A 16,775-nucleotide genomic window follows, 5' to 3' on the forward strand; every position below is an offset into this window, starting at 1 on the left:
ACATGACGGATAATCCGAACAAAAAGTCGATATGGGATAAAATCCATATCGATCCGGCCATGATGCTGATCCTGCTGGCACTGCTGATCTACAGTTCGCTGGTCATCTGGAGCGCCAGCGGCCAGGACATCGGCATGATGGAACGTAAAATCGGCCAGATCGCGATGGGTCTGGTGATCATGGTGGTGATGGCGCAAATTCCGCCTCGCGTCTATGAAGGCTGGGCGCCGTGGCTCTATATTTTCTGCATCATTCTGCTGGTGGCGGTAGATGCCTTCGGCGCCATTTCAAAAGGGGCGCAGCGCTGGCTCGACCTCGGTATTGTGCGCTTCCAGCCGTCGGAAATTGCCAAAATAGCGGTACCGCTGATGGTCGCACGCTTTATTAACCGCGACGTCTGCCCACCTTCGCTGAAAAACACCGGGATCGCGCTGGTGCTTATTTTCATGCCAACGCTGCTGGTCGCGGCACAACCTGACCTTGGCACATCCATTCTGGTGCTACTCTCCGGCCTGTTCGTGCTGTTCCTCTCTGGCCTTAGCTGGCGGCTTATTGGCATCGCCGTAGTGCTTATCGCGGCGTTTATTCCAATATTATGGTTCTTCCTGATGCACGATTATCAACGCCAACGCGTGATGATGCTGCTCGATCCGGAATCTGACCCGCTCGGTGCGGGCTATCATATTATTCAGTCTAAAATCGCGATTGGCTCAGGCGGCCTGCGTGGCAAAGGCTGGTTGCACGGTACCCAGTCGCAGCTTGAGTTTTTACCTGAGCGCCACACCGACTTTATCTTCGCGGTTCTGGCAGAAGAGCTGGGGCTGATTGGCATTCTGGTTTTACTGGCGCTCTACGTGCTGCTAATCATGCGCGGGTTGTGGATAGCCTCCCAGGCGCAAACCACCTTTGGTCGCGTCATGGCCGGTGGCCTTATGCTGATTTTATTCGTTTATGTCTTTGTAAATATTGGTATGGTAAGTGGCATCCTTCCGGTGGTGGGCGTTCCATTGCCGTTAGTCAGCTACGGGGGTTCGGCCCTGATCGTACTGATGGCCGGGTTTGGTATCGTGATGTCGATACACACCCACAGAAAAATGTTGTCGAAAAGCGTCTAAGAGGTGCTCAATGCAAAAGCTTTGGCTGGGGATCTGCATCGCAGCAGGATTGCTGGCAGGTTGTTCGAATGATGATGTGCAGCAGAAAACCGTCACCGTTCCGCAGCCCGCGGTATGTAATGGCCCGATAGTGGAAATCAGCGGGGCCGATCCGCGCTTTGAGCCGCTGAACGCCACCGCAAACCAGGATTACCAGCGCGAGGGAAAAAGCTACAAAATCGTGCAGGATCCCTCCCGCTTCAGTCAGGCGGGCTTTGCCGCCATTTACGATGCAGAGCCAGGCAGTAACCTGACGGCAACCGGCGAAGCGTTCGACCCAACGCAGATCACCGCAGCGCACCCTACGCTGCCGGTGCCGAGCTACGCGCGCGTCACCAACCTGGCAAACGGACGCATGATTGTCGTGCGCATTAACGATCGTGGGCCTTACGGTAACGATCGCGTGATTTCGCTTTCCCGCGCGGCAGCCGATCGCCTGAATACATCGAACAATACCAAAGTCCGCATCGACCCGATTATCGTCGCCCAGGATGGTACGCTTTCCGGGCCAGGTATGGCCTGCACCACCGTGGCAAAACAGACCTATGCCCTGCCGAGCCGTCCTGACCTGAGCGGCGGATTGGGCAGTGTGTCATCTGCACCACAAGCTTCAGCGCCACAGGGCGATGTTCGCGCGATCAGCAATGACACGCTGAAGCCTGAAGATACCGCCGGGGCGCCGGTAAACAGCAGTGGCTTCCTGGGAGCCCCTACGCCGCTTAACAGCGCGGTTCTGGAAAGTAATGAACCCGCAGCCCCGGCACAGGCCGCAGCACCGGTGAGCGCACCAGCAGCGCCCGCGCCTGTCGCCGCTCCGGCCGCAACCGCTGCGCCTGCCGCAACGGGAGACTTTGTCGTCCAGGTGGGTGCCGTTAGCGATCAGACTCGCGCCCAGCAGTACCAGCAGCGCCTGAGCCAGCAGTTCTCCGTGCCGGGCCGTGTGATGCAAAACGGTGCCGTGTGGCGCATTCAGCTTGGCCCATTCAGCAGCAAAAACGAAGCCAGCACTTTGCAGCAACGTTTGCAGAGCGAAGCCCAACTGCAATCATTTATTACTCGCGCCAACTAAAGTGCAGGCAGCCATACCGACATCGTTCTCTAATGAATGTAAAAGTCATTAACAAAGTCGTACACGATGTCGGATGCCTGCCCGCAGTGCATTTGCTATAGTAAGGCACTTTTTTTAATTCCATAAACGGATGTCGTTGTTCTGACCATGAAGACCTCTCTTTCTGCTTGCTTACTCATCCCAGCGCTCTCAGTCGCCGTACTGACCTCCGCTGCCCATGCCGATGATTTAAACATCAAAACCATGATCCCGGGCGTACCGCAGATTGATGCGGAGTCTTACATCCTGATCGACTACAACTCAGGCAAAGTTCTGGCGGAACAGAATGCCGACGCCCGCCGCGACCCGGCCAGTCTGACCAAAATGATGACCAGCTATGTCATCGGTCAGGCAATGAAAGCGGGTAAATTTAAAGAGTCCGACCTGGTCACCATCGGTAACGATGCATGGGCAACCGGCAACCCGGTGTTTAAAGGTTCATCGCTGATGTTCCTGAAACCTGGCATGCAGGTTCCGGTTTCCCAGTTGATCCGCGGTATCAACCTGCAATCCGGAAATGATGCCTGCGTGGCGATGGCTGATTACGTTGCCGGCAGCCAGGATGCATTCGTTGGCCTGATGAACAGCTACGTTACTGCGCTGGGTCTGCAAAACACCCACTTCCAGACCGTTCACGGCCTGGACGCCGACGGCCAGTACAGCTCTGCCCGTGATATGGCGAAAATCGGCCAGTCGCTGATTCGCGACGTCCCGAACGAATACACCATCTACAAAGAGAAAGAGTTCACTTTCAACGGTATTCGCCAGACCAACCGTAACGGCCTGCTGTGGGATAACAGCCTGAACGTTGACGGTATTAAAACAGGTCATACCGATAAAGCAGGTTACAACCTGGTGGCCTCCGCGACTGAAGGCCAGATGCGCCTGATCTCCGCCGTAATGGGTGGTCGTACCTACAAAGGCCGCGAAACCGAAAGCAAGAAACTGCTGACCTGGGGCTTCCGCTTCTTTGAAACCGTCAGCCCGCTGAAAGCCGGTAAAGAGTTCGCCTCTGAACCCGCATGGTTTGGTGACAGCGACCGCGCCTCTCTGGGCGTGGATAAAGACGTTTATCTGACTATTCCGCGCGGCCGGATGAAAGATCTGAAAGCCAGCTACGTGCTGACCACAACCGAACTGCATGCACCGCTGCAGAAAAACCAGGTTGTCGGCACCATTAATTTCCAGCTTGATGGCAAAACCATCGAACAGCGTCCGCTGGTCGTGCTGCAGGAAATTCCGGAAGGTAACTTCTTCGGCAAAATCATTGATTACATTAAATTAATGTTCCATCACTGGTTTGGTTAAAAATCACCCACTTGAAAGTGTGATTTCGATCCCCATATACTATGTAACGTTAAACAACTCCCGCCTGTCAGGTGGGAGTTGTTCTTTTTACCACTGGAGCTGACATGAAAACCAAACTGAACGAACTGCTTGAATTCCCAACCCCCTTTACTTACAAAGTGATGGGTCTGGCGAAACCTGAGTTGGTTGACCAGGTGGTGGAAGTGGTACAGCGCCATGCGCCTGGTGATTACTCTCCGCAGATAAAACCGAGCAGCAAAGGCAATTACCACTCGGTATCCATTACCATCAACGCGACGCATATTGAGCAAGTGGAGACGCTGTACGAAGAGTTAGGCAATATTGAAATTGTTCGTATGGTGCTGTGATCCCTGCCACGTTACCCGCCCCGTCGGGTAACGTTAATTTTCTGTGATATAATCCCCGTCCATAAAATTCTCTCTCCACGGAGATGCTGTTTTGGACACCAATACCCTTCTCATTCGCCAGCTCGGCCTACAACCCTATGAACCGGTCTCCCGGGCTATGCATGAGTTTACCGATCAACGTGACGACACAACGCCTGATGAAATCTGGCTGGTTGAGCATCATCCCGTTTTCACTCAGGGCCAGGCCGGTAAGGCGGAGCATGTGCTGGTGCCGGGTGATATTCCGGTCATTCAGAGCGATCGTGGTGGACAGGTGACTTACCACGGGCCAGGCCAGCAGGTGATGTACGTATTGTTGAATCTTAAACGCCGTAAGCTGGGTGTGCGTGAACTGGTGACGCTTCTGGAGCAAACAGTCGTGAATACGTTGGCAGAATGCGACATTGACGCCCATCCGCGCGCAGATGCGCCCGGCGTCTACGTGGGTGAGAAAAAAATCTGCTCTTTAGGGCTACGCATCCGTAAAGGGTGTTCATTCCATGGTCTGGCGCTAAACATTGCCATGGATTTATCGCCGTTTCTGCGCATTAACCCTTGTGGTTATGCCGGAATGGAAATGACACAGATTCAGCAGTGGAAAGCCGACGCAACCCCTGCCAATATCGCGCCACTTCTTGTTTCACATTTTTTAGCCTTGCTAAACAATCCACCACACGAATATATTCACGCTTAATATATATTTTATTCGGGCCCGGCATTAACATCGGGCCCGCTGCTATTTATGCTCACCCTCTTTACAAGAATATTAATTTTCTATATTTTCTCTTCAGATGCACCCGTTCAAAATCATCGTTTGATAAACAAATAGAAGAATTAACGCATTGAATTAACAATATAAAAGCATTCTGCTCAATATTGCCGCCACCGATAATAAGAATAGCAATAACACCAAATCATTCACGCAATGAATATAAATAGAGTAAACACGAGTGGAATATCAACAGCCAACAGAAAATAAATCTTCTCATTACATCGATAATGATGGCACCCAACTATTTCGCACTCTGCGCAATATTGATCTCAATTTATTGACCATTTTCGAAGCCGTCTATGTTCATAAAGGGATTGTCAACGCGGCAAAAGTGTTGAATATCACCCCTTCAGCTATCAGCCAGTCGATACAAAAGCTACGCAATATTTTCCCTGACCCGCTATTTATCCGTAAGGGCCAGGGCGTCGCCCCGACCGCATATGCCACCCATCTGCATGAACATATCAGCCAGGGGCTGGAATCGATTCTCGGCGCGCTTGACCTCACCGGCAGCTACGATAAGCAACGCACGCTGACCATCGGCACCTCCCCTTCCATCGGGGCACTGGTGATGCCCACGATTTATCAGGCGGTCAAAGAGGTATTTCCCCGGATACTACTACGCAATACCGCTGTGCTGGACATTGACAGCCAGCTTAGCCAGTTTCAGACAGATTTGATTATCGACGCTCGACGCCAGAAGATGCCCGCACTGACCAGCCATCCGCTATTTAGCGATCCTTTAGTACTGGTGGGCCGTCGCGATCACCCCATATTACTGCAACCACTGAGCCTCGAATCGCTGAAGCAATTCGAATACACGCTCCTCACGCTTGATAGTCACAGTCATAACAGCCTGTATCAGCGTATTCACGACATACTCCCGGACACTCAGGTCAGTTTTAGCAGTTACAACCTGTTTACCATTGCGTCACTGATTGGCGGCAGCGACCTGCTGGGGATCATGCCGCAACGTCTTTACTCACTCTATTGCCAGTGCTGGCCGTTAACCTGTATTAACTTTCCCCCACTACAACAAGAAGAAGTAGTATTTTCATTGCATTACAATAAGCTCAGCCTGCGCGATCCCGTTTTGGAGGGTGTCATTGATATCATTCGGCATGCGTTCTAATGGAGAAAATCATCAGTCAGCCCAATAACTAAAAAGCATAAAACAACAACTATTTTACAATTTGCCGCACTGGCAGGCTGCTTTGACACCCGTTTCAATGGTATACTGCTTACAATAGATTCAAAAATAGTTGATAAATGCAACATTTCATTGAATTGAAACGTTTTCCTTAAAGACTCGCAACTGGAACACGCACGCTATGAGTAAACCCATTGTGATGGAACGCGGTGTTAAGTACCGCGACGCCGATAAAATGGCACTTATCCCGGTCAAAAACGTGGCGACCGAGCGCGAAGCGCTGCTACGCAAACCCGAATGGATGAAAATCAAACTTCCGGCGGACTCCTCCCGTATTCAGGGTATCAAAGCAGCGATGCGCAAGAATGGTCTGCACTCTGTTTGTGAAGAAGCATCTTGTCCTAACCTGGCGGAATGTTTTAACCACGGTACGGCGACCTTCATGATTCTGGGCGCCATCTGTACCCGCCGTTGCCCATTCTGTGACGTTGCCCACGGTCGCCCTGTTGCACCGGATGCCAACGAACCAGGCAAGCTGGCGCAAACCATCGCTGATATGGCGCTGCGTTACGTGGTGATCACCTCTGTTGACCGTGATGACCTGCGTGACGGCGGTGCCCAGCATTTCGCCGATTGCATCAGCGCGATCCGCGAGAAAAGCCCCACGATTAAAATTGAGACGCTGGTTCCTGACTTCCGTGGCCGTATGGATCGTGCACTAGAGATCCTGACCGCAACCCCGCCGGATGTTTTCAACCATAACCTGGAAAACGTACCGCGTATCTACCGCCAGGTGCGTCCGGGCGCAGACTACAACTGGTCGCTGAAGCTGCTGGAACGCTTTAAAGAAGCGCATCCTGACATCCCGACCAAGTCTGGCCTGATGGTTGGCCTTGGTGAAACCAATGCAGAAATCATCGAAGTAATGCGTGACCTTCGCCGTCACGGTGTAACGATGCTGACCCTTGGCCAGTACCTGCAACCGAGCCGTCACCACCTGCCGGTACAGCGTTATGTCAGCCCGGATGAATTTGAAGAGATGAAAGCCGAAGCGCTGGCGATGGGCTTCACTCACGCCGCTTGTGGCCCGTTTGTTCGCTCTTCTTATCACGCTGACCTGCAGGCCAAAGGGATGGAAGTGAAATAAGCGTACAGCGTAACGCTAAAAAAGCCGTTGCCTTCCGGGCAGCGGCTTTTTTATAGCTGTCTTAGAAATATCTTATTGCAACTTAATACCATCAGTCACATTTTTGGCCATAAAAAAAGGCCGCTGCGTAAACGCCGTGGCCTTTTTTACAGACAAGAATTGCCTGATGAAGGTATGCATCTGCTCAATGCAGAATTTGATCCGCACACCTCATGAATGTGTGCTGCTTACTCTTTGTGAGAGAGCTTTTCCGCCGGGATGTCATCCGCATCAACGCTCTTCTTCGCGCTGACGTCATCCTCGTTCATGGCTTTCTTAAAGCCTTTGATTGCTGAGCCCAGGTCGCCGCCCAGTGTACGTAATTTTTTGGTACCAAACACCAGAACAATCAGCGCTGCGACAACCAGCAGTTTGGTAATACTAATCTCACCCATGGATACCTTCTCTCTAAAACAGGCTGCAAAATGCGAATAATGACCATAACGTATTAACGGTCATCTTACCGCGCGCACACAATAGCAATCTGTAACAAGGTGAATCAAGTGTTGTTTAAAAAAACGTCACAGTAATTGCGGTAGCGCAAAGCGACGGTTAGTTAATACCGGCAATTGGGCGCGAACTTCTTTTAGCTGCTGCGCAGAGACTTCCGCCATAATAAACTGCGGCGTCGCACCTGCCCCGGCAAGCGTCACGCCCAATGGGTCGATAATCCGACTCTGTCCGATATTCCGGCCTCCACACTCTCCTGCCGCCACCATATAGCAGGTGGTATCCAGCGCCCGTGCCGCCAGCAGCGTAGCCCAGTGATGCTCTTTTAACGGCCCACGAACCCAGGCTGCGGGAAGAACCAGCAGCTCCGCGCCCTGAAGCGCCAGGCTTAGCGCCAGTTCGGGAAAGCGCAGATCGTAGCAGGTCATCAACCCGATACGCATTCCCTCCACCTCAATCAGCGGGGGGATTAACGACCCGGCATCGACGAGTCTCGACTCCTGCACACTGAAAGCATCGTAGAGATGCAGTTTCTGATACAGCGCGATTGTTTCCCCGCCTCGCAGCGCCACCAGTGTGTTGACGGCTCTGCCCGGCGTAGAGGGCACGTGGAGGGTCAGGATGGTCGTCAGGCTATCCTGACGGCTCTGGGTCATAAGGGCCTGCATAAAGCCGCCATCAAGCGTTTGCGCTGACTTCACGCTAAGATCGGGATCGGCGATGTCACGAGCCAGCAAAGCTTCAGGCAGAACCAGTAGCGAAGCGCCGCGATCCGCCGCCGTGCGCATCAGAGCCACGCACTCCCGCGCATTCGCCTGCCAGTCGGCTGAAACACTAAATTGCCCCGCAGCTACCCACATGTGCTCACCCTCTTTTTGACGTTGCTTCTGGCAAGAGTAGCAGTTTCAGCGCTAAACTCACCCACTTCAATGTTATGAAAACGGGAAAAAACAGGTGTTCAACGTTCTCCTGGCAGTTTTTATCGGTGGAGGAACCGGCAGCGTTGCGCGCTGGATGCTCAGCACCAGACTCAACCCAATGCATCATGCGCTGCCTGTCGGCACGTTAACGGCCAACCTGCTGGGTGCTTTTATCATCGGCGCAGGGCTGGCGTGGTTTAACCGTATGACGCATATTGATCCCATGTGGAAGTTGCTTATCACAACGGGATTCTGTGGCGGCTTAACCACCTTTTCCACCTTCTCGGCAGAGGTCGTGTTTCTGTTGCAGGCGGGGAAACCGGGATGGGCGCTGTTGAATGTGGCAGTGAACCTGTTGGGGTCGTTCGCGATGACCGCCCTGGCGTTCTGGCTGTTTAACGCCAGCCGATAACAGGCGAAAAAAAACCCGCGATTAGGCGGGTTTTGAATTCTGACTGCTAATGCGCTGATTACAGAGCGATTACGTTAGCAGCAGAAGGGCCTTTGGCACCGTTAGTGATTTCGAACTCTACACGCTGACCTTCAGCCAGAGTTTTGAAACCATTGGTCTGGATTGCAGAGAAGTGTACAAACACGTCTTTGCTGCCATCTTCCGGAGTAATGAAACCGAATCCTTTGGACTCATTAAACCACTTAACGTTACCTTTAATCTTAGACATCAAAATTACCTTTATATGAAAAAACGACACAAATGCTGTGTCAGGTATCAGTACAACAATAATGCTGCGCTTTGTCCAGTGCAGGTTAGCTAAAAAGTGATAAATGTCTCTAACTTTTTTAAGGAGGTTGACTTTAAAAAAAGTTTGTTAGCAATCCAGTGAAACCCACTGCCAGTGGGTCGGTTTTCAGAATTAAAACTGGAAGCGCATCCAGGCAAAGTAGACGTTACCGTTATTGTACGTCCCCGGAATGTAAGTCATCTGGAAGGTTGCCGGCCCATAGCCGATAGAGGCCATCGGTAACAGCACCGGGATTGGCACATAGTTGTAGTTATCACGCGCCGTCACCCCCACCGTGTAGCCCAGACCCAGACGGAAATTATCATCCGTCAGCGGTCGCCAGGTTTTCTCCCAGCCATAGCCGCCGATAGGTTCCCACTTATTCCACGAATCCTTAAACGCCATCAGATAGATGCCGTGCCAGTTTCCCTTTTCATCCCAGCGGGAGACGCCAAAACCCGCGCCCCATGGACGTTCGTTATAACGGTCGGTCTTCTCTTTATCGTATGCAAATCGCGCATGCCAGGTGATCGCCGGAATGTAGAGATCGTAATGCTGGGGCTCATCCCAGGTTTGCGCAATATTATCATTCAGCGTGGAAAACCCGTTGCGCACCGTTTCGGTAAACGAGGCATTAGCAACAGGAAGAAAACAGAGTTGTGCTGCAATAAAAGCAGCAACAATATAAATTCGTTTTAGCATTAACACGTTAGCATTACCAGAGCTTATTACATAATAGAATTAGCTTACCAATGCTAACCTTAATCAAGTCTTAACAATATCGGGTTATTCTTTATTTTAGGGTAATTCTTAGTAAATTAAGTAAAGTAATTAAGCACCCCGAAGGGTGCTTGTATTCATTTTTTGCGATGTATTATGCGATAGAGTGCGGGAATAACCAGCATGGAAAGCAGAGGCGCGGATATCATCCCCCCAATCATCGGCGCGGCTATACGGCTCATCACCTCTGACCCTGTGCCGCTGCCCCACATGATAGGCAGTAAACCGGCCATGATGGTGGCGACAGTCATCACTTTCGGGCGCACACGTAGCACCGCGCCTTCGTGAATTGCACGCATTAATAACGGCGTTCCGCCATCAGGGTCGACTTTGCGATATTTCTCAAGAGCATGATTTAAATAGAGCACCATAATCACGCCAAATTCCGCAGAAACGCCCGCAAGCGCAATAAACCCGACAGCGCCGGCAACCGAGAGATTATAACCCAGTAGCCACAACAACCAGACACCGCCAATCAGCGAAAAGGGCAATGTCCCCATAATCAGTAACACATCTGAAATACGTCGGAAGGTTAACCAAAGCAGAGTGAAAATAATCACCAATGTAACCGGAAGGACTATTTTCAGCTTCGCCGTGGCGCGTTCCAGATATTCAAATTGCCCGGACCAGGAGAGCGTAACACCCTGCGGCAACGTCACTTGTTGCGCGACACACTGCTGCATATCATCTACTGCAGACTTCAGATCGCGCCCACGTAAATCGACATAGATCCAGTTCGACAATCGCGCGTTTTCACTTTTCAGCATCGGCACGCCTTCGGTGATGCGAATATCCGCCAGTTCGCTGAGCGCCACCTGACTGCCGTTCGCCGTCACCACCGGCATTGCCCGTAGTTTGTCGATATTATCGCGCCACTCTCGTGGATAACGGATATTAATCGGATAGCGTTCACGCCCTTCAATGGTCTGGCCGACATTTTCGCCCCCCACCAGCGTCGACACCAGTGATTGCAGCTCTTTCACCGACACGCCATAGCGCGCCGCCTGCTGGCGATTAATCGCAATGTCAACATAGCGCCCGCCGGAAAGACGCTCAGCCAGCGCGGAGGTCACGCCGGGCACTCCCTTCACAACTTGCTCAATTTCGCGGGCGACTCGTTCGATATCCGCGAGGTTATTGCCGTTTACTTTAATGCCGACCGGGCTCTTAATACCGGTCGCCAGCATATCGAGGCGGTTGCGGATGGGCGGCACCCAGACGTTGGCGATCCCCGGTACTTTTACCGTTTTATCCAACTCGTCAATCAGTTTGTCCGGCGTCATGCCCGGTCGCCACTGGTCTCGTGGCTTAAACTGAATAGTGGTTTCAAGCATGGTCAGGGGAGCGGGGTCGGTCGCCGTTTCCGCACGCCCGGCTTTGCCGAACACGCTGGCCACTTCCGGCACGCTCTTTATCAACCGGTCGGTTTGTTGTAGCAGACGGCTCGCTTCGCGCGCGGAGATGCCCGGCAGCGTGGAGGGCATATAGAGCAAATCCCCTTCATCCAGCGGCGGCATAAATTCACTACCCAACTGGCTAAGCGGCCAGAGCGTCACCCCCAGCAGCAGCAACGCCAGCGCCAGCGTAGCCTTCGGCCATGCCAGCACCTTATCGAGCAGTGGCTCATAGGCGCGAATCAGCCAGCGGTTAATCGGGTTCGATTGCTCATCAGGAATTTTTCCGCGAATAAAATAGCCCATCAATACCGGCACTAACGTGATGCCGAGCCCTGCGGCCATCGCCATCGCCCAGGTTTTGGTGAACGCCAGCGGTGCGAACATCTTCCCTTCCTGTGCTTCCAGCGAGAAAACCGGAATAAAGGAGAGCGTGATAATCAGCAGGCTGCAAAACAGCGCGGGCCCCACTTCCGTTGCGGCCTGCCCGGCAATATGCCAGTAGTCCGGCCCCGTTGGCGTTTGACCCGGATGATCGTGCCGCCACTGTTCCAGTACCTTGTGCATGTTTTCGATCATCACGATAGCCGCATCGACCATAGCGCCAATAGCAATCGCAATGCCGCCCAACGACATGATGTTGGCGTTAATCCCCTGATAGTGCATGACGATAAACGCCCCGAGGATACCCAATGGCAATGAAACAATCGCCACCAGCGCCGAACGGAAGTGGAACAGAAACAGCGTACAGACCAGCGCAACGACAATAAACTCTTCTATAAGCTTATGGGTCAACGTTTCGATAGCGTGGTCGATAAGCTGTGAACGATCATAAACCGGCACTATCTCCACGCCTTCCGGCAAAGTTTTTTGCAGCGACTGAAGTTTCGCTTTCACATCCAGGATGGTCTGATGCGCATTTTTGCCATAACGCATGATAATAATACCGCCAGCAACCTCCCCTTCGCCGTTAAGTTCCGCCACGCCGCGGCGAATTTCCGGGCCTATACGCACATCCGCGACATCCGACAACAGCACCGGGATGCCCTCGCGGCTGGTCACCACCACCTGGCGGAACTCCTCCAGCGAATGCAGATAACCGGTGGTGCGCACCATGTATTCCGCTTCTCCCATCTCCATCAGCGCCCCGCCCCCCTCCTGGTTGGCGGATTTCAGCGCGTCGACAATCTGCTGGTGGGTGACGTTAAGCGCACGCATACGCGTCGGATCGGCGATCACCTGATACTGTCGTACCATCCCGCCAACGCTGGCGACTTCCGACACGTTAGGCACCGTTTTTAGCTCGTACTTCAGCGTCCAGTCCTGCAGAGCGCGAAGATCAGCCAGGCTATGCTTGCCGGTACGATCGACCAGCGCATACTCGTAAATCCAGCCGACGCCTGTGGCATCCGGCCCCAATGCAACCGTGACCCCTTCCGGCATCTGCGCCTGAATCTGGCTCAGATACTCCAGCACCCGCGAACGCGCCCAGTAGAGATCGGTACCATCCTCAAACAGTACATAAACGTAAGCATCGCCAAACATTGAAAACCCGCGAACCGTCTTCGCGCCTGGGACGGAAAGCATCGTTGTGGTGAGCGGATAAGTAACCTGATCTTCGATGATCTGCGGCGCTTTCCCCGGGTAGCTGGCACGGATAATCACCTGCACATCAGAGAGATCCGGCAAAGCATCCAGAGGGGCGCGTTGCACCGCCCACGCCCCCCATAACGCCATCCCCAGCGCGGCGAAAATCACCAGCAGGCGATTGCGCAGTGCGGCACGAATTACGGCTGCAATCATTTCGCGCCCCCCGCCATCGGCATCCATTGGGAAATCAGCGGCCCTTGATCGTCATCCAGCGTAAAGTGAAACATAATCTGCTCGCCAGACTTCGGTATAGCCACATTGGCACCCAGCGTGAAGTCCATGGTCATCGCGCCCCAGTGCAGCGCAGGAATCGGCTGATGGGCGAGCGTCACGGTATTGCCCTCAATTCCTTTGACGACCCCGTTACCGACATACTCTTCGGCCTTTTTTGTTTCCTGCGGCAGAGCGCTGCGCAGGCTGGCTTCCGAATCAATCAGGAACTGCCCGGAGGTAACAACCTTGTCCCCCTCCTTCAACCCGTCTTTAATCTCCGTCCAGCCGTTGGCAGTGATCCCGGTAGTGACGTGAACGGGTGCAAAATGACCATCGCCGGTTGCGACAATCACCCTGTTTTCACTGCCAGTCGCAATCAGCGCTTCTTCCGGAATCGCCAGTACTGGCGGCTCAGCAGGCGTATCCCGTAAGCTCACGGTTAAAAACATGCCAGGCTTCAGTTTGTGCTGCGGGTTATCCAGCACAATGCGCGCTTTCAGCGTGCGCGTGGTGGTCTCCATTTGCGGCAGCAGTTCACTCACCCTGCCGTGAAATTGCTCTCCCGGCCAGCCATCAGCACGGGCAATAACGTCGTTGCCCGGCATCAGGCGCTGTGCCTGAGTCTGGGGATAATCAATCACCACCCATACCGGATCCTGGCTTGCCAGTTCAAACAGCGGCGCAGTGGCACTCACCTGCGCCCCTTCGCGGGTATCCAGTTTCAACACATAACCGTCCTGCTCCGCACGCAGTACCATGCGCGCCTGCGGTTTTCCGCTGCGCTCTACCTGGCGAATCACCGCTTCCGGCATAAAGGCCAGCGTTAAACGCTCTCTGGCCGCCCGGGTCAGCCCGATATCACCTAACTGCCGCACGGCCAGATACTCCTGTTGTGCCGCCGTCCACTCGGGTATCCAGAGCTGCGCCAACGGCTCACCCGCTTTCACCCACTGCTGCGGGGCGCGAACAAACAATTTTTCCACCACCCCCGTTGCGGGGGACGGAATAATTTGCAGGCTGCGCTCGTCGGTCGTCACCGTCGCGAATGCAGAAAAGGGTTGGATTAATACACGTTTCTCCACCGCGCCAGTACGCATCCCCAGGCTTTGCTGCTGCTGAGGGCTAATGCTGACACCGCCGTCATCGGGCGTTTCATCGGCATAGCGCGGCACCAGTTGCATATCCATAAACGGTGATTTACCTGGTTTATCAAAGCGTTGGCCAGGTACCATTGGGTCGTACCAGTAGAGAACTTTGCGCGCAGGTGAATCGCTCACGCTGGGGTCTGCGACAGGGCTACGGTGCCCCGCGTAATAACCTGCACCGGCGGCCAGCACGGCGACAATCGCGATGGTGAGTACACGCATTTTCATAGTGCCAGCTCCTGCGGAATCAGATAATGAATCGCCGCCCAGCTACGGGCGACCTCACGTTCGGCCTGACTGGCAGCGAGCGTGCTATCAAGCACATCGCGGCGAGCGGCGAGTAAGGAAGCGAGGTCTGACTGCCCGGCGCGATACTGAGCAGTCAGCAGAGAAAGGCGCTGCTGCTGTAACGGCAGCGTTTCATCGCGCAGGCGTAGCCAGATACTTTGCGCCGCCTGATATTCAGCAATCAGCGAGCTAATCTGCGCCGCATGATCGCGTTCAGTCAGCGATAGCTGGTCATTGGCCTGCATGGTGCGCGACACATCCGCCGCGTAATCTTTGTCCTGACGTTTATCTTTAAATAGCGGTAAATCGACGGTGAACATCACCCCCGCCATATCGTCATACCCTTCCGAACGATGGGCGTAGTAAACCTCCACATCCACATCGGGAATAGCGGCTACCGCCGACTGTGCCGAACGCGCTTTGGCTTCATTTGCCTGGCGGGCGGCGGCTATCACTTCCGGGTGCAGGCTCACGCCTTCCAGCAGCGATTTTTCATCCGCCGGTAAACGTTGATACGGCGGCAGCGCGCCGGAGACGGACTCAATCGGTTGACCGGTAAACTTCATCAGTTTTGCCCGCGCGACCTGTACATCACGCTCGGCAAGGGTGACGTTATTACGCATGGCATTCAGCGTCACCTTCAGCGCCAGTACGCTATCCGGGGTCGCCGTTCCGCTCCCTACACTGGCGCGCTGGGTTCCCTGCTGACGTTCCGTCTCGGCCACCAGCTTGTTAGCCGATTGCAGCGCTTTTTCAGACAGCGCGAGATCCAACCACGCCTGCGCCGTATCGCGTTGCAGGGCGGCGCGAATCGCTTCGGATTTTGCGTTCACACTTTGCGCCTGCGCCTGCAAAGTCTGCGCTTTACGCTCGCGTTTTTCGGCGCTGACGTAACGCTGCATGATGCCCACCTTCTGCATGGTCATCCCTTCACGGGTGAGGCGTTGATTATTGCCGCCCTGCACCGGGACGTTTTCGATACCGAACTTCAGTTTCGGGTCAGGTAATTCACCTGCGGAGTCCGCCATATTTTCCAGCGCCCGGGCTTCATTGCGATTAGCAGAAAGTTCTGCGGAATAGCGCTGGGCTTGCGACAGAGTTTGCGTGAGCGTCCATGACTCCGCCTGCACGGCGGAGCCAAAAAGCCCAAGCAACACCCCGCCGAGCCAAAGGCTCAACGTGCGTTGTGTCATGATTCCTCCGGCTTAGCGGTGCGGGTTCAGAGAAACAATCTGGTAGCCGGCATCACCTTCAGTAAAGGTGAAATCAACTTCCTCACCGACGCTTTGCGCGGTTAAAGGATGGGTAGCCGGTTGAGCAAATTGCATCGTCATCGCAGGCCAGTTCAGCGCGGGGATGGGATGATGGGCAATGGTAATGGCGGTTGGGGTCACTTTTTTGATGATACCTTCGCCCTGCCAGGTGGCTGTGGACGGCATCGTCATCGTCGCGTGAGCGCTCATATCGTGCGCAGAGACGGAAAAAGCGGATACAGAAAGCAGTGCGCCAGTCAGCACACGGGTAAAAATAGTAGACATAGTTAACTCCTGATAATCGTTAATTAATTGATAGTTAAACGGATTATCAGGTTTCTATTCGCGGAACCGGCAAAAACGAATTGTCGCCGGCGGCCCTGCTGCGGGAGGGGTTAATGACCACGCTTCTTCCTCACGCCCCACGCACGAAGGCATCACGACGGCCAGTGCCATAACCACCGGGATCGCGAGTAATGAGGTGTTATCGAGAGTTTTCTGCGCGGAATCGGGAACACAATGTTGCCCGCACAAAGACATGTTTGTCGGGGAGTCGTGCGGCGACATTTGGTGATCCATATGCTGGATCATCGCCACTTCCCCGGTGGGCGTTAACGGACAGTCGTGAGAAGCAATTACCACCTGGCACTGGATAAACCATAAACCGAACGCGAGCAAAAGCATCAGAAAATGTTTTCTGATGAAGCGTAAGCGCCAGTTCCAGGATACGTACATAATCACAAATCAGTTAATGAAAGTAACGAGAGTATACGCAGCCAATATTCAGAAAATAAAGCCTTTTTTAATTGTTTTAAGATTCAACAAAAAGGAAGCAATCATAACAATTAATTTACTTT

General features: G+C 53.6%; 17 protein-coding genes. 8 read left to right on the forward strand and 9 right to left on the reverse strand.

The genetic code is table 11. The annotated features are described in order from the left end of the window. Nucleotides 1-2: 2 nt before the first annotated feature. From mrdB to lipA, 7 genes are all read left to right on the forward strand, one after another. A complete protein-coding gene (mrdB, locus tag VSR74_RS06965; RefSeq protein ID WP_347793999.1) occupies nucleotides 3-1,115 on the forward strand; it encodes a peptidoglycan glycosyltransferase MrdB in 1,113 nt (370 codons plus the stop codon). A 10-nt stretch (nucleotides 1,116-1,125) separates the two neighbouring features. Continuing rightward, a complete protein-coding gene (gene rlpA / locus VSR74_RS06970) occupies nucleotides 1,126-2,223 on the forward strand; it encodes an endolytic peptidoglycan transglycosylase RlpA (protein ID WP_347794000.1) in 1,098 nt (365 codons plus the stop codon). Nucleotides 2,224-2,370: 147 nt separating this feature from the next. Then, complete coding sequence (gene dacA, locus VSR74_RS06975) at nucleotides 2,371-3,570, forward strand: D-alanyl-D-alanine carboxypeptidase DacA (protein ID WP_347794001.1); 1,200 nt, start codon at nucleotides 2,371-2,373, stop codon at nucleotides 3,568-3,570. 104 nt (nucleotides 3,571-3,674) lie between these two features. Further along, entirely contained in the window at nucleotides 3,675-3,938 is a 264-nt protein-coding gene (gene ybeD, locus VSR74_RS06980; RefSeq protein WP_015965386.1) for a DUF493 family protein YbeD, read from the forward strand. 91 nt (nucleotides 3,939-4,029) lie between these two features. Beyond that, nucleotides 4,030-4,671 carry a lipoyl(octanoyl) transferase LipB gene (gene lipB, locus VSR74_RS06985; RefSeq protein WP_347794002.1) on the forward strand — a complete coding sequence of 214 codons (642 nt, stop codon included), beginning with the start codon at nucleotides 4,030-4,032 and terminating at the stop codon, nucleotides 4,669-4,671. Between the two features lie 256 nt (nucleotides 4,672-4,927). After that, nucleotides 4,928-5,881, forward strand: coding sequence for a YbeF family transcriptional regulator (locus VSR74_RS06990; protein ID WP_347794003.1), 954 nt, complete (start codon nucleotides 4,928-4,930; stop codon nucleotides 5,879-5,881). 199 nt (nucleotides 5,882-6,080) lie between these two features. Continuing rightward, nucleotides 6,081-7,046 (forward strand): lipoyl synthase, encoded by a 966-nt coding sequence (lipA, locus tag VSR74_RS06995; protein ID WP_347794004.1) that lies wholly within the window; start codon nucleotides 6,081-6,083, stop codon nucleotides 7,044-7,046. A 227-nt stretch (nucleotides 7,047-7,273) separates the two neighbouring features. On the opposite strand, the gene tatE is transcribed toward lipA, so the two are convergent. Both tatE and VSR74_RS07005 read right to left on the reverse strand, forming a co-directional pair. Continuing rightward, nucleotides 7,274-7,480 carry a twin-arginine translocase subunit TatE gene (gene tatE / locus VSR74_RS07000; RefSeq protein WP_015965390.1) on the reverse strand — a complete coding sequence of 69 codons (207 nt, stop codon included), beginning with the start codon at nucleotides 7,478-7,480 and terminating at the stop codon, nucleotides 7,274-7,276. 126 nt (nucleotides 7,481-7,606) lie between these two features. Then, on the reverse strand, nucleotides 7,607-8,395 hold the full coding sequence (locus VSR74_RS07005; protein ID WP_347794005.1) for a deaminated glutathione amidase: 789 nt from the start codon (nucleotides 8,393-8,395) through the stop codon (nucleotides 7,607-7,609). 94 nt (nucleotides 8,396-8,489) lie between these two features. Between VSR74_RS07005 and crcB the strand changes: the two genes are divergently transcribed. Beyond that, the gene (crcB, locus tag VSR74_RS07010) at nucleotides 8,490-8,867 is read left to right on the forward strand and encodes a fluoride efflux transporter CrcB (protein WP_347794006.1); all 378 of its coding nucleotides are present in this window, start codon (nucleotides 8,490-8,492) and stop codon (nucleotides 8,865-8,867) included. 58 nt (nucleotides 8,868-8,925) lie between these two features. Here crcB and cspE read toward each other — a convergent pair whose 3' ends face one another. The 7 genes from cspE to VSR74_RS07045 all read right to left on the reverse strand — a co-directional run bounded on the left by cspE (nucleotide 8,926) and on the right by VSR74_RS07045 (nucleotide 16,602). Then, nucleotides 8,926-9,135, reverse strand: a complete 210-nt coding sequence (gene cspE, locus VSR74_RS07015) for a transcription antiterminator/RNA stability regulator CspE (RefSeq protein WP_000034825.1) — start codon at nucleotides 9,133-9,135, stop codon at nucleotides 8,926-8,928. 192 nt (nucleotides 9,136-9,327) lie between these two features. After that, nucleotides 9,328-9,897, reverse strand: coding sequence for a lipid IV(A) palmitoyltransferase PagP (pagP, locus tag VSR74_RS07020; protein WP_347794007.1), 570 nt, complete (start codon nucleotides 9,895-9,897; stop codon nucleotides 9,328-9,330). A gap of 155 nt (nucleotides 9,898-10,052) precedes the next feature. After that, nucleotides 10,053-13,172 carry an efflux RND transporter permease subunit gene (locus tag VSR74_RS07025; protein ID WP_347794008.1) on the reverse strand — a complete coding sequence of 1,040 codons (3,120 nt, stop codon included), beginning with the start codon at nucleotides 13,170-13,172 and terminating at the stop codon, nucleotides 10,053-10,055. Beyond that, entirely contained in the window at nucleotides 13,169-14,605 is a 1,437-nt protein-coding gene (locus tag VSR74_RS07030) for an efflux RND transporter periplasmic adaptor subunit (RefSeq protein ID WP_347794009.1), read from the reverse strand. The genes VSR74_RS07025 and VSR74_RS07030 overlap by 4 nt, the downstream gene beginning before the upstream one ends. After that, nucleotides 14,602-15,858, reverse strand: coding sequence for a TolC family protein (locus VSR74_RS07035; protein WP_347794010.1), 1,257 nt, complete (start codon nucleotides 15,856-15,858; stop codon nucleotides 14,602-14,604). Before VSR74_RS07035 ends, VSR74_RS07030 begins: the two co-directional genes overlap by 4 nt. 12 nt (nucleotides 15,859-15,870) lie before the next feature. After that, nucleotides 15,871-16,203 carry a copper-binding protein gene (locus tag VSR74_RS07040; protein ID WP_347794011.1) on the reverse strand — a complete coding sequence of 111 codons (333 nt, stop codon included), beginning with the start codon at nucleotides 16,201-16,203 and terminating at the stop codon, nucleotides 15,871-15,873. 54 nt (nucleotides 16,204-16,257) lie between these two features. Then, entirely contained in the window at nucleotides 16,258-16,602 is a 345-nt protein-coding gene (locus tag VSR74_RS07045; protein ID WP_347794012.1) for a DUF2946 domain-containing protein, read from the reverse strand. Nucleotides 16,603-16,775 lie beyond the last annotated feature (173 nt).

Source organism: Pseudocitrobacter cyperus, assembly GCF_039889165.1.
GTDB lineage: Bacteria > Pseudomonadota > Gammaproteobacteria > Enterobacterales > Enterobacteriaceae > Pseudocitrobacter > Pseudocitrobacter cyperus.